Annotated in this window: 13 protein-coding genes and 2 pseudogenes; 5 read left to right on the top strand and 10 right to left on the bottom strand. The window is 51.7% G+C overall.

From position 1 onward, the window contains the following. Positions 1-127: 127 nt before the first annotated feature. The 3 genes and pseudogenes from EF096_RS19740 to EF096_RS19735 form a co-directional block, all read left to right on the top strand. Positions 128-247 (top strand): annotated as a pseudogene (locus EF096_RS19740) (winged helix-turn-helix domain-containing protein); the annotation flags it as partial. 3 nt (positions 248-250) lie between these two features. Continuing rightward, the gene (locus tag EF096_RS20835; protein WP_328588859.1) at positions 251-523 is read left to right on the top strand and encodes a hypothetical protein; all 273 of its coding nucleotides are present in this window, start codon (positions 251-253) and stop codon (positions 521-523) included. Between the two features lie 123 nt (positions 524-646). Beyond that, complete coding sequence (locus EF096_RS19735; protein WP_305955071.1) at positions 647-1,648, top strand: heavy metal sensor histidine kinase; 1,002 nt, start codon at positions 647-649, stop codon at positions 1,646-1,648. A gap of 58 nt (positions 1,649-1,706) precedes the next feature. Here the strand turns inward: EF096_RS19735 and EF096_RS19730 are convergent, their stop codons facing one another. The 6 genes from EF096_RS19730 to EF096_RS19705 all read right to left on the bottom strand — a co-directional run bounded on the left by EF096_RS19730 (position 1,707) and on the right by EF096_RS19705 (position 8,987). After that, positions 1,707-4,043 (bottom strand): heavy metal translocating P-type ATPase, encoded by a 2,337-nt coding sequence (locus EF096_RS19730; protein WP_123891452.1) that lies wholly within the window; start codon positions 4,041-4,043, stop codon positions 1,707-1,709. Further along, positions 4,036-4,263 carry a hypothetical protein gene (locus EF096_RS19725; protein WP_123891451.1) on the bottom strand — a complete coding sequence of 76 codons (228 nt, stop codon included), beginning with the start codon at positions 4,261-4,263 and terminating at the stop codon, positions 4,036-4,038. The genes EF096_RS19730 and EF096_RS19725 overlap by 8 nt, the downstream gene beginning before the upstream one ends. A gap of 30 nt (positions 4,264-4,293) precedes the next feature. Beyond that, on the bottom strand, positions 4,294-5,646 hold the full coding sequence (locus EF096_RS19720; protein WP_123891450.1) for an APC family permease: 1,353 nt from the start codon (positions 5,644-5,646) through the stop codon (positions 4,294-4,296). A 108-nt stretch (positions 5,647-5,754) separates the two neighbouring features. Next, entirely contained in the window at positions 5,755-6,504 is a 750-nt protein-coding gene (locus EF096_RS19715; protein ID WP_123891449.1) for a copper resistance protein B, read from the bottom strand. After that, entirely contained in the window at positions 6,501-8,414 is a 1,914-nt protein-coding gene (locus EF096_RS19710; protein WP_123891448.1) for a copper resistance system multicopper oxidase, read from the bottom strand. Before EF096_RS19710 ends, EF096_RS19715 begins: the two co-directional genes overlap by 4 nt. 45 nt (positions 8,415-8,459) lie before the next feature. After that, the gene (locus EF096_RS19705) at positions 8,460-8,987 is read right to left on the bottom strand and encodes a cupredoxin domain-containing protein (protein WP_123891447.1); all 528 of its coding nucleotides are present in this window, start codon (positions 8,985-8,987) and stop codon (positions 8,460-8,462) included. 311 nt (positions 8,988-9,298) lie between these two features. On the opposite strand from EF096_RS19705, the pseudogene EF096_RS19700 reads away from it, so the two are divergent. Next, a pseudogene (locus tag EF096_RS19700) lies at positions 9,299-9,571 on the top strand (OprD family outer membrane porin); the annotation flags it as partial. 85 nt (positions 9,572-9,656) lie between these two features. On the opposite strand, the gene EF096_RS19695 reads toward EF096_RS19700, so the two are convergent. The 4 genes from EF096_RS19695 to EF096_RS19685 are packed head-to-tail and all read right to left on the bottom strand — an operon-like array spanning position 9,657 to position 12,254. Beyond that, complete coding sequence (locus EF096_RS19695) at positions 9,657-10,586, bottom strand: HD domain-containing protein (RefSeq protein ID WP_158611323.1); 930 nt, start codon at positions 10,584-10,586, stop codon at positions 9,657-9,659. Further along, a complete protein-coding gene (locus EF096_RS20355) occupies positions 10,579-10,830 on the bottom strand; it encodes a hypothetical protein (RefSeq protein WP_158611322.1) in 252 nt (83 codons plus the stop codon). Before EF096_RS20355 ends, EF096_RS19695 begins: the two co-directional genes overlap by 8 nt. Further along, complete coding sequence (locus EF096_RS19690) at positions 10,823-12,025, bottom strand: site-specific integrase (protein WP_123891444.1); 1,203 nt, start codon at positions 12,023-12,025, stop codon at positions 10,823-10,825. The genes EF096_RS20355 and EF096_RS19690 overlap by 8 nt, the downstream gene beginning before the upstream one ends. Continuing rightward, the gene (locus tag EF096_RS19685) at positions 12,018-12,254 is read right to left on the bottom strand and encodes a hypothetical protein (protein ID WP_123891453.1); all 237 of its coding nucleotides are present in this window, start codon (positions 12,252-12,254) and stop codon (positions 12,018-12,020) included. Before EF096_RS19685 ends, EF096_RS19690 begins: the two co-directional genes overlap by 8 nt. 149 nt (positions 12,255-12,403) lie before the next feature. Between EF096_RS19685 and EF096_RS19680 the strand changes: the two genes are divergently transcribed. Next, positions 12,404-12,604: a helix-turn-helix domain-containing protein gene (locus tag EF096_RS19680; RefSeq protein WP_123891443.1), complete on the top strand. Its 201-nt coding sequence runs from the start codon at positions 12,404-12,406 to the stop codon at positions 12,602-12,604. Positions 12,605-12,966: the final 362 nt, after the last annotated feature.

Here is a 12,966-nt window from a genome sequence, read left to right as displayed (position 1 = left end):
GGCAAGAGCAGACCTATTTGAATACATCGAGCGGTTCCATAATCCTAGGATGCGACGTAGAGTTGCTGCGCAGGATCAAAAGCTCTTAGCTGTTTTATAACCGTCCGTGGAAACGGGGTAGAACCCAACCGACGTCATTGAAGTGGCGGTGCGCCGATTAAGGGCAAAGATAGATGATAACTTTGAACCCAAACTGATAAGGACGGGGCGTGGCATGGGCTACGTAATAGACGACTCGGAGGTCTAATAGGTGCAGGTCTCACTCACGAAGCGACTGAGTATCATGTTTATGCTCGCTGTTGTTGGCGTACTGGCGGTTGCTGGGCTGTCCTTCAGGCAATTGACCCTGCATCATTTTGAAGAAGTAGACAGACAGATTTTAGAGGAAAAAATGACTGCTGCTGAGCAAATTCTGCGAACAGCGGGGCAGGGCGGGTCTTTTAATGCTGCTTTCCCAGAGCTGAAAGCCTTGCTTGGTGGCCATCAGGACTTGTATGTGGTGATCGAAGACCCGAGTGGGTAGATTCTGTTCAGCGAAGCTGGGCTTAATGGTTTACACGATCATCTGAAGCCTTTCCGGCACCAAAGCGCCTAAGAGTTAAAAACAGCCGGAAAGGTTTGGCGTGCCAGCAAGAAACGTGTCGACATAAATGGCCAAGAGCCAGTGACGATTCTATTGATGCTCGACATTACTGCACTTAAAGCCTTCTTCAGCACGCTGGCTAATTGGTTGTGGACAGGATTATTTATTTTTGCTTTTGTTGGCGCGTTGCTGGGTTGGTTGCTAGCACGGGCTGGGCTGAGGCCGTTGAAAGAAGTAACCAACGTATTCTCTTCTATCTCGGAAAAGTCACTGGAAGATCGTATTTCGACCCAAAATATTCCTGTTGAATTGCGTGATATGACCGCTGCATTCAACGGTATGCTCGCGCGCTTGGAGAGTGCCTTTGTAAAGCTCAGCCATTTTTCAGCTGACATAGCACATGAGCTGCGTACACCGTTGACTAATCTAATTACGCATACCGAAGTTGTATTGACCCGGGCGAGAACGGCTGACGATTATAAGGAAAACCTCTACGCGAATCTTGAAGACTTGCGGCGCATGTCCAGAATGATCGATGACATGTTGTTCCTAGCCAAAGCCAGTAATGGCTTGGTTATTCCGCAACAACGGCTCATCGCGCTCGAGCAGCTTTGTGCGAGCGTGCTTGAGTACTATCAATTTGAGGCGGAAGAACGAGATATCAGGTTTGTCGTAACGGGTAAAGTTAACGCCTATATCGATGAGCAAATGATACGCAGGGCGATCTCTAACGTGATCAGTAATGCCTTGCGTTATACGTCAGATAATGAACAGATAGTGGTCAGCCTTTCTAAACTAGGGCAGTTCGCAAGAATTGAGATAGCCAATCCGGGGGAGGCAATTGCACCTGAACACCTAGAACGTTTATTTGATCGGTTCTATCAAGCTGATCCGTCTCGAACTAAAGGCAGTTCTGGAAGTGCTGGCAGCGCTGGGTTGGGTTTGGCTATAACCCTCTCGATTGCAAATGCCCATGGCGGTACAGCCTGGTGTTCTTCAGTGCAGGGAGTCCCCCGATTTTTCTTGGAGTTGTCTTTGGATAATGTGGAACCTAAGGAAAACTGAGTTATGAATTTTCTCCGAGGTTCCACTGACGGGGCATCTCTGGTCTTTGTTTACGTGCTTACAGCTTGATAACCCTCAGTCGCAAAGCATTAGTAATCACACTGACCGAAGACAACGACATAGCCGCCGCCGCAATGATTGGCGACAGCAGAATGCCGGTAAATGGGTACAAAAGTCCTGCCGCAACCGGTATTCCTGCAGCGTTGTAAACGAAGGCGAAAAACAGATTCTGGCGGATATTGCGCATCGTAGCGCGTGACAATTTCCGCGCTTCAACAATGCCCATCAGATCACCACGCAGCAGCGTAATGCCTGAACTTTCAATGGCCACATCCGTGCCGGTGCCCATGGCGATACCGACGTCTGCGGTGGCCAGGGCGGGTGCATCGTTCACACCATCGCCAGCCATTGCCACAATACGCCCTTCATCCTTGAGACGCTGGACGATCTTGCCCTTGTCTTCGGGCAGCACTTCCGCTTCTACCTCATCGATGTGGAGTTTGCGGGCTACAGCCTCGGCGGAGGTGCGATTGTCGCCCGTCAGCATGACCACGCGAACGCCTTCCTTTTGTAACGCGGCAATAGCCGCTGCGGTGGTCTCCTTGACCGGATCGGCGATCGCAAGTACTCCACAGATCTTCCCGTCCACTGCGGCAAAAATGACCGTAGCTCCGTCCTTGCGCAGCTCGTCTGCTTCTTTGTCAAAAGCGGAGGTATCGACATCCTCAGACTCCATGAGTAACCGATTACCGAGCAGGACCCGTTTGCCATCGATCTTGCCCGTTACTCCTTTACCATTAGGGGAGTCGAAATCCTCGGCATCGGAGAGCTTCAGCTCCATGGCCTTGGCTTTCTCGAGAATGGCATGTGCCAGCGGATGTTCACTGCCTTTTTCAAGACCAGCGGCGTAGCGCATCAGATCTTCGTCGCTGAAGCCGTCTGCCGTCACCAGCTGGGTCACCTGCGGCTTGCCTTCGGTCAGTGTGCCGGTTTTATCCACCACGACCGTATCTACTTTCTCCATGCGCTCGAGGGCTTCCGCGTCACGGATCAGCACCCCAATCTGAGCGCCACGGCCAACACCCACCATGATCGACATGGGTGTTGCCAAACCAAGGGCGCAGGGGCAGGCAATAATCAATACACTCACCGCAGCAATCAGCCCAAAAGCCATTGGCGGCGAAGGTCCGTATATTGACCAGACGACAAACGCAATGACGGCGATGACGATGACCGCTGGCACGAACCAGCCAGCCACTTTGTCGGCCAGGCCTTGAATTGGCGCTCGACTGCGCTGGGCGCTAGCCACCATCTGCACTATCTGGGACAGCATCGTATCGCGGCCTACCTTGTCGGCGCGCATAATGAAACTGCCCTGCTGATTGATGCTGCCACCGACCACTTGGCTGCCTGCTTTTTTGCTGACTGCCAAAGGCTCTCCCGTCACCATGGACTCATCCACATTGGAGCTGCCTTCAAGGACTTCACCATCCAGTGGCACCTTGTCGCCAGGGCGCACTCGGAGGCGGTCGCCGACTTTTACCTGCTCGAGTGCCACATCGGACTCCTCGCCCTCTTCACCCAGCTTCCTTGCGGTTGCTGGGGCAAGATCCAGCAAAGCCTTGATGGCGCCGGAGGTTTTCTCCCGGGCCCGCAGTTCCAGTACCTGCCCGAGCAACACCAGCACGACAATGACGGCAGCAGCCTCGAAATATACCGCGACCGATCCGTCATCCTGGCGGAAGGCGCCGGGGAAAATCTGCGGCATCAATGTTGCGACCAGGCTATACAACAATGCAACGCCGGTACCGATGGAAATCAGCGTGAACATATTCAGGTTACGGGTGATAACAGATTTCCATCCCCGAACAAAGAACGGCCAGCCGCAATAAACGACCACTGGGGTGGCCAGTAGCAGCTGAATCCAGTTGGATATTTGCGGCGACACGATGTGATCAAGCCCCGTCAGGTGACCGCCCATCTCAAGCAGAAATACCGGAAGCGTTAAAACAAGACCGATCCAGAATCGGTGTGTCATATCAGTGAGTTCTGCGGAGGGCCCGTCATTCAGACTGACTTCTTCAGGCTCCAGGCCCATGCCGCAGATGGGACAATCACCGGGGCCTTGCTGACGGATCTCGGGGTGCATCGGGCAGGTGTACATGGTGCCGGGTGCTACCGTTTCTGCCTCGGCACTCTTTTCGCCGAGGTACTTCTGTGGATCGTCTTCAAACTTTGACTGGCATCTGGAAGAGCAAAAATACCAGCTCTTGCCTGCATGCTGGCTGCGATGTTCTGCCGTATGAGGATCGACCGACATGCCGCAAACAGGGTCTTTTACAGCGTTTTCGCCGCGGCTTTCATGATCATGATGATCGTGCTGGTGATCACTCATTGCCTGCTCCTGCTTTATTCGCAGGCCAGTCGGCAAAAGCGATAAAGTACAACAAAACCAGATTGACCATAGGAACCAGCATCAACAGTCCCAGCCAGCCCGGATATCCAGTGCGTCGGCATATTCGCCAGACCGGCGCAACGACGACGATGGCTATCACTACCATCCACAGCCAATGCCCGGCCCACATGGTGTTACCTGACATGCTCTCGTTGATCATGGTGTTGACCTCCTTTTCAAATCGTAGATATCAATGGTGGTCTGCGTGAGTATTCTCATCGTCCACCGCTTTTTTCCGTGCTGACGATGTCAGGAATAATTGCGCTGCAACCGCAATAACAATCATGGTGACTACGGCCACGCCTATCACGAAAGGGTCAGAGTTCAGTTTGACCCAGACAAAGCCGCCCAAAGCCGTCAGATCCAGAATGATCGCTGTGCCCGGTACCCATATTGACGCTTTCACATCCTTACGTAGATACCGTAATACCCCCCAATGAAGGGCGATATCCATAAACAGGTAGAAAATAATCCCGAGGGCCGCAATCCGAGAAAGATCAAAAAAAGCGGTCAGAATCAGACCCAGCACCACCGTATAGACGAGTGTGTGCTTTTGAATGCTGCCCGGCATGCCGAAGTGGCTATGCGGTACTAAATTCATTTCAGTCAACATAGCCAGCATGCGAGACACCGCAAATATGCTTGCGAGTATGCCGCCTGCGGTAGCCATCATGGCGATAGCGACTGTGAACCACACACCGTACTCACCGAGGGCGGGGCGTGCTGCTGCGGCTAAGGAATAATCCCGACTGTCAATGATCTCGGAGAGTGACAGGTTGCTGGCGACCGCAAAGCCTACCAGCGTGTAGATCACCACGCAGGCGGCTATGGAAATCACGATGGCGCGGCCAACGTTGCGATGAGGATCCTTCACTTCGGATCCGCTGTTAGCGATCGTGGTGAAACCTTTGAACGCCAGAATGCCCAAAGCTGTTGCCCCCAGAAAGTTGCCAGCAACCCCGGCTTCTCCGGTGCTGGAAAAGTCGACGGCAAGACTATCGGCTAACCAGACACCCACCAATCCAATGATTAAAATGCCACCGATCTTCAACACGCCGATCAAGGACGCCACGCCCTGAATCATACGGTTGCCCAGCAGGTTGATCAGAAATGCCACCAGAATGAGTGATACCCCGAGAACCGGCACCATAAGTCCACTGTCATCGCCGCCAAACAACTGCATCGTATAGGAGCCAAAGGTGCGCGCAAGAAAGCTCTGGGCGATCACCATCGAAAAATACATTAGCAGGGCGTTGAAAGCTGTCGGTAAATGGTCACCGTAGGCTTTGTACAGGTACATACCTATGCCGCCGGCGGACGGATAGGCGTTAGATATTTTGACATAGGAATATGAGCTAAACGAAACAATCACCGCCGCAGCCAGAAAAGCCAGCGGGAATAGCGCGCCTGTCATCTCCGCCATCTGTCCAGTAAGCGCGAAAATACCGGCGCCAATCATGACACCGGTTCCCAGCATTACCGTACCTGACAATGTCAGGCTGCCCTCTTTGTAACGCGTGGTCCTATCCCGCTCCGTGCTCATACAGCCTCCTGTAACAGACAATCCGACATTACTTACGTCATTTGTCACAACTCAAATCAAATGAGGAAAACGAGCCCAGGGACGCTTCCCCGAGGCCCGTTGAATCGATTAGAAAGAAAGTCTTGCGCCAATGACAGCAAACCATTGTTCGGTACCAGCTCCATCGGCTCTGGCAAAGTCAGCAGAGTCGCCGTACTTGCGTTCATGCACGACGCCAACGTAAGGCGAAAATGAACGGTCAATAAGGTCGTAGCTCAGTCGCAATCCCGTTTCAGTGGATACCAAGCCTTTGCCCACTCCGATTTCCCTGTCTTCGCTGAACGCCATTGTTGCATCTAAAGAAGCAGTGAGTATCCAGTAGTTTGTCAATAGCAACTCATATTCCGCATCGAGTTCGGTGGAGGTGTCTCCATCCTTGCTGACGTAGAAGTTGGCATCAATCTCAAACCACTGAGGCGCCAGGCCGGCAATACCCAGAACAGCATAGGTGCGGTCTGGACCTTCCGGGGTGTCGAACCGAATTCCTGCTTTGGCATCGAAAAAAGTAGAAATAGGCACTTGGCCAACTATCTGATTCTCAAGCCCTTCATAAGCCTGCTCTTCGATGGCGTACTCGCCGCTTGTGAGCCAGCGAAATTTCAGTTCATCTGTACCGTAGAAAAAATCCCCATTCCAGGTAGCCAACTCTTCGCCGTCATCGCTGTAGCGGTATTCAAGCTCTTCGAGCTGAGCGCCCCATATCTTCAGGGACTCCTTGCGTGGAGTTGTGTCCTGTCTGCGCTCTTGAGCAAAACTCAGCGAGGGCATCATCACCAGCCCGGCTAGAGTGGTCACAGCTAAAGACTTTAAAAAACTCATGCCCCACCTCCCACTTTGACCGATTGCTCGCTCACGGCTGCCGCTGGAGTCTCAGGGCCACCTTCGACAATAATCTTGCGGAACATTCCCGTTGCTGCGTGGTATGACAGGTGGCAATGGAAGGCCCACTGTCCAGGTGCATCCACTTCGGTTTCCATATAGACCGTGGTGCCCGGCTGTACGCTGACCGTGTGCTTGACAGGGTTCAACTGACCAGCGCCCACATCCAGAATGGACCACATGCCATGCAGGTGCATCGGGTGAGTCATCATTGTTTCGTTGACGAACTTGAAGCGTACTCTTTCGCCATATTGCAGCCGAATGGGATCGGCATCTTCATATTTGACGCCGTTAATGCTCCAGATATAGCGCTCCATGTTCCCGGTAAGACGCAGTTCAATTTCCCGGGTGGCCTCACGTTCCTCAAAGAGTGGTTTCTGAGCTTTCAAATCGGCATAAGACAGGAATTTGCCGCCATTGGCCGCTACTGGGAGTAGTCCACTACCTTTTGCATAGAAAGGATCGCTGACACTCCCGTCATCCATAGCCATCTTGGAGTGATCCATACCTTCCATGCCGGATTGCTTCATGCCAGCCATCTTGGAGTGGTCCATACCTTCCATGCCGGATTGGTTCATTCCAGCCATCTTGGAGTGGTCCATACCTTCCATGCCGGATTGCTTCATGCCAGCCATCTTGGAGTGGTCCATACCTTCCATGCCGGATTGGCTCATGCCAGCCATCTTGGAGTGGTCCATACCTTCCATGTCGGATTGGTTCATGCCAGCCATCTTGGAGTGATCCATACCCTCCATATCGGGTTGATCCATCCCAGCCATACTCCCGTGATCCATGCCTGCCATGCCCTCCATTTCGCCCATGTCTGCCATGGTTAAAAGCGGTGGCTCACGTAGCGAAGGAACAGGCGCTTCAAGACCTTCTTTCGTCGCAAGCGTTGCACGAGCAAAGCCTGATCGGCCCATAGATTCGGCAAAAATCGTGTATGCTTCAGCGGTTTTTGGTCGCACGAGAACGTCATAAGTTTCCGCTACACCAATGCGGAACTCATCTACGGTGACTGGCTGCACATTGTTACCGTCCGCCTGTACAACGGTCATTTCAAGTCCGGGAATCCGCACATCAAAGTAGGTCATGGCTGATGAGTTGATAAACCGCAAACGAATTCGTTCGCCCGGCTCAAACAGGCCTGTCCAGTTTTGATCAGGGCCTTTCCCATTGATCATGCCGGTAAAGCCTTGCACATCCTCCACATCGACTTTCATCATACGCATGTCACCCCACATCATTCGATCCTTGAGGGTGGCCAGAAAACCTTTTTCGCTCGCATCTTCGGCAAAATCTCCAACGGTCAACTGCTGGCGATTGTAATAGTCTGCCATCATTTTGAGATTGCGCATGATGCGATCCCCGGAATGTGGGTGCTTATCTGTTAATTGAACAACGTAGTCACGATCATATCGGTATGGTTCACGACCCTCAGGTTCGATGACAATAGCTCCAAACGCGCCATCGGGTTCCTGGAAGCCAGAGTGGCTATGAAACCAGTAGGTTCCCGATTGAATAATAGGGAAGTTATAGGTGAAGGTTTCACCTGGCTTGATGCCTGTAAAGCTGATGCCTGGTACACCATCCTGCTTGAATGGAAGAATCAGTCCGTGCCAATGAATGGACGTCATCTCGTCCAAATTATTGGTAACGTTAATCGAGACTTCTTCGCCTTCCTTGAAACGCAACACCGGCCCCGGTGATGCACCGTTGTAACCAATGCCTTCTTTGACGAAGTCGCCGGTATCGATCTGTATTCGATCAACGGTAAGGTTGTACTCGCCTGCAAACACGATTGCCGGCATCATTAGACCAAATGCACTGGCTAAAAAACGTAATTTCATAGCATAAAGCTCCAAAATTCAGGATGTGCCCTGTACGTGCGCTAATCAGTTGAAATTGACATTGCCATACATCCCCGATTGGTAATGGCCAGGTACATTGCACGCGAATTCGATGTCGGCTTTGTCACTAAACTTCCAGACCAATTCTTTGCTTTCGCCGGGTTCGAGCAGAATGCTGTTGGGGTCATCGTGCTTCATGGATTGGCCGTCGCCCATGTCCATGCTCATCATCCCGCGATTAAGTTTGCCGCCTTGAATCACGCCGTGCTCAACCATTTTCACCATTTCTTTTTGGTGACCTTCATGCATGGCTGGTGTGCCGATATTAAACTCGTGAACCAAGTTGCCTTTGTTTTCCACGACAAAGCGCACGGTTTCACCTGACTTTACCGCGATCGATTCTGGTTCGTAATAGTTATCGTACATTGCAACGGTGATAGTCCGACTTGCCTCGGACGGCTTTCCAGCTTCACCGCTCTTGGATGCATGACCGTCGCCATGGGCTCCGGCCCCCAATGCGGTAACAGATACAAACATTGCCAATGCGGCGATTAAAGGTTTAATCAATTTCATGGATTGCTCTCCAGTATCACGATTCATAAAAGGTGTAGTGCTCTGTTGATAGCGATGAGTAGAGTCTATTCTTCGCTTAAGTACGCCATCATACTGAAGGTGTCTTACCATAGCCTGAGCCAAAGTTTACAAATTTGTAATGTTTTAGGTATTTCAGAAAAGCCAAGACAATGATAAAGCGATTTTAAAGGATGTAATCAAGGAAAATACTGTTTATTACATTTATGTAATGTTGCTGTCAGCTTAATGTTATTTTCGCCAGGTATAATGATTTTATAAGAACGCGTGAAAATAAATGCAAGGAACAATTTATGAACAAGGGAAAACTCCTCTTTTCCATTCTCGCCTTAGGCATGGGCTCGGGTGGTGTGGCTGCTGCTGACCAAGCAGATGGTTTCGTCGAAGGCAGTAGTCTGAATATCACTAACCGCAATTTCTATTTCAATCGTGATTCTCGGAACGGCCAGTCCACCCCGTTAGCCAATGGATATTCAGAAGAGTGGGCTCATGCTGTGATTGGGGAGTTTCAATCCGGATTCACTCGTGGAACCGTTGGTTTTGGTATTGACGCGTTTGCCATGCTGTAAGTAGAGCCTCGTGCAGAGCATTTGTCGTGAGCTTGCTCCGAGCTAACGCTTGATTCAAGGCTGGAAGGCTCACTGCAAATCCTCAAGGTGGGCTGGGTAGCCAATAGCTGCTTGCAGGACCGGAACCGTCAAACTTGGCAAAGCTGGTCCAGTCAGGTTTACCACTGAATGTCCTTCGGCGGTTATCGGCAGAGGCGCTCATCATGTCCGCCTGCTGAATGCTCATGGCAACGGGCATCAAAGGTCGCTGTTGCTTGGGGCGTATTACCCAGTCGAATATATTTCTCAGGGCATTCGCTCCGTCAGCCCATGAGGCTTCAAGGCTCCTCAAAGCAGGCACAAGTAGCTCGAACCCAAGAAGCTCATGGCTAACCAGAAAACCAGTTGAGGTGCGTCTTCCATCCGGTAGAAAGCTGCGCACTTTGCCTATGTCATGCAGCAGCCCAGCGACGGCTGCTAGCCAGCGCTCATGTTCTGGAAAGCACGTGGTCATGCCATGGACTGTTTGTGCAACCTCAAGGCTGTGCTGAGCCAGTCCACCACTGCAACAGTGGTGGTAATTCGCGCTCGCTGGGTAGGTAAAGAATGGGCAGCCGATGCTGGGTTGCCCAAGAACCTGGTAGACGAAGCTTTTCAGGGGCTCATAGGGGCAAGGCTGTAGCCATTGCTCCACCGCCATTACCGCAGCCTCTGAGTCAACCATGCTGATGGGTAAATGGGTCAGCGATTGAAAGGTGTCCAGTATGCTTATCTGGCTGTGGCTACCCAGCAGGTATCTACCGTGACGCTTTACGAGAAGGCTCACAGCAGTAATGTTGCTGGTGGGCCATGCGCCAGGGTGGTCAGCTAGTTCAAGTAGTACCTCATGGTTGCCAGAGAGGTTTTCCACGCCGAGGAAAATACCCTCGCTCAATGAGGATACTTGATAGGCGTGCTGGGGAATCAGGCAACCAGTCAGCCAGAAGGGTTCAACAAGCTCATCAGTTATTTCGGGTGGCAAGACCTTAGTCATAATGCTGCCCCCATTGGCTAATGGTTTGATCCAGACGGTCAAGCAGGTAGGGAAGCATTGCTTGACCGCACTGATCTTCCAGCTGAGGTAAGGTTTCGCAGACCCAGGTCTCCAGCGCTGCCAGATTGTCGGTTTCATTTCCGCGACCAATCAAAAAGACCAGACTATCCCCGTCAGGTATCCCCAGTGCGACTTGCATGGCGCTGGCGAGTCGCAGGCACGTCTTTTTAGAAAACTCAGGCATGGTCTTGCTCCTTGTGGGTAGCGGTTTGTTGATCGAGGGCTTGCAGTAATAGTCGCTCCATTGCTGAGCCATCGCGCCGGGTGAGGTTGGGGACATAGCGTGAATACACCCTGAAAAGCATTTCAGTGGTGGTATGGCCCATTTGCCGTGCGATCCATTCGGGTGCTTCACCTGCTGCAAGCCACAGTGTTGCTGCTGTGTGGCGTGTTTGATAAGGACGGCGTTTACGCAGGTCTAGATGACGTAGCAGTGGGTACCACACCCTGTGGGTGACGTTACGATGCAATAAGGGAGACCCATTGCGACTGCAAAAAACAAAGTCGAGCGCGCCTGTTGCTTTTTTCTGCGCCAAGAGGGCGTCGTAAACAGGGCCCGACATATCGATAGACCGGAAAGAGCCATCATTCTTGGTGTAGACCAGCTCCTCCCGTACTAACGATTGCCGCACCAAAATTTGTCTGCGCTCAAAGTCCACAAATTGCCACTGCAGTCCGTCAATCTCACCAGTACGCATTCCGGTAAAAAACCGCACGACGTAGTAATTTTTAAAATCGACACGCACGTTCGCGATGATTTTTTTCACTTCCTCAACCGTGAACGGCTCTACATCGGTCCGGGGCACTTTAAGCGACTTGATACCTTGGTAGGGTGGGGTAAACTCATGTCGGTCGGCTGCTTCGTTAAGGATCATTCGCAAAGGCGTCATGATGTGGTTGATTCGCTCTGCTGACAGGGGTTTGCCTTTACCGTTTCTGACTTTGGCGAGCTGGGAACGGTATGACAAAATCTCTGCCTTGGTGATGGAGCCGACCTCTTTCTCTCCAAATGCGGGTTTCAAGCGGCTACTCAGTGTGTTGGCAACTGTTTCGCTGTGTGAACGTCGCCACTGAGCCTGCATTTCGCTAAACCAGGTGTCAGCGAAATCGCTGAACAGCGGCGTGGTGGTTTTGCTTACTCGCGCCCTTAATGCATCAGCCTCACTGAACTTGCGTGCATTGCTGCTACCGGGGAAGTACTTGGCGTACTCGAAGGAGCCAAGCGTTATCTCTGCCTCTATTTTTTTCAAAATGGTTTCGAGCTTTCGGCGATTGGCGGGATTGTCATCCAGCGCGGTTTGCTCGCGACAGCGTATGCTTTGGTAGCGGAAATCAAAGAACAGCTTTCCGGTCTGCTCTCGTGTACGAATACTAGCCATGCATCACACCTCCATTTGCCATCGGAATGCTGTAATTGGAAGCGCCCGAAGTGGCTGCCATATCTCGCTCAATCGCGTCCCATAGATATAGGATCTTCCGCCCACCAAAGGGCCGGATGTAATGAGTGCCTTCAAATAACACGGAGTCCTTGAGGCGTTCGCGGATGGTGCGGGCGTCGTATTTGATTCGAGCGGCTAGCTCGTCGGTTGTTAGGTATATCTGTGACATAGCAATGATCCTCTGGTAATGTTTCTCGCTGGAGGTCATCAGGTCCTCTTAAAGATTAATCTGATCTCCTGAAGATCATTATGCACGCAAAAAGACCTTCTGCAAGTCTTTTTGTTCTCCTGTGGGTCAAATAGTCTTTTGGTGGAACAATGGTTAAGTGTCATCTTTCGAGATTGATGGGCGAGAGGAAGCTCAAGGTGATCGACGTTGCTCGAGATACTGGTATCAACCGCGGAACGATTACGCGGCTCTATCATGAGACAGCTACACGTATAGAGCTGGATGTCATTGAAGAGCTTTGCCGGTATTTAGATTGCGAGGTCGGCGAGCTGCTTGAGCTACAGCGTTAGCTTGGCGGCGATTGAGCTTTTATAGCACCAGCTAAAATCAGAGTCTGAGATGCCTTTCAGTATGTTGGATAGGTAGTAACTAGATTTCCCGAACGTCTGCCTTGGCGGACCATGCCCCGGCAACCGTTATTTGAGCGGATAGCTGATCTCTCTATCGAACCAAAATGTAACCCTGGTTGAGTTTTTTCTAATGCTTCCCGTCAGCCGACTTTGGTCATTGCGACCGTCGGCTTCCGGCCCAGAGTGTGTAAAAACACTTTTCGTATGTTGGATGACTAAGCCCAGTGCTCTTGGGCGAGGCGTTTTCCCGGACATTTGCCAAGATCAGTGTCGATAGCGCGTCAGAACGTGTATGAAGCTCT

Origin of the sequence: Pseudomonas neustonica, from assembly GCF_003797945.1 — a bacterium.
GTDB lineage: Bacteria > Pseudomonadota > Gammaproteobacteria > Pseudomonadales > Pseudomonadaceae > Halopseudomonas > Halopseudomonas neustonica.
This window is presented reverse-complemented; position numbering and strand designations above follow the sequence as displayed.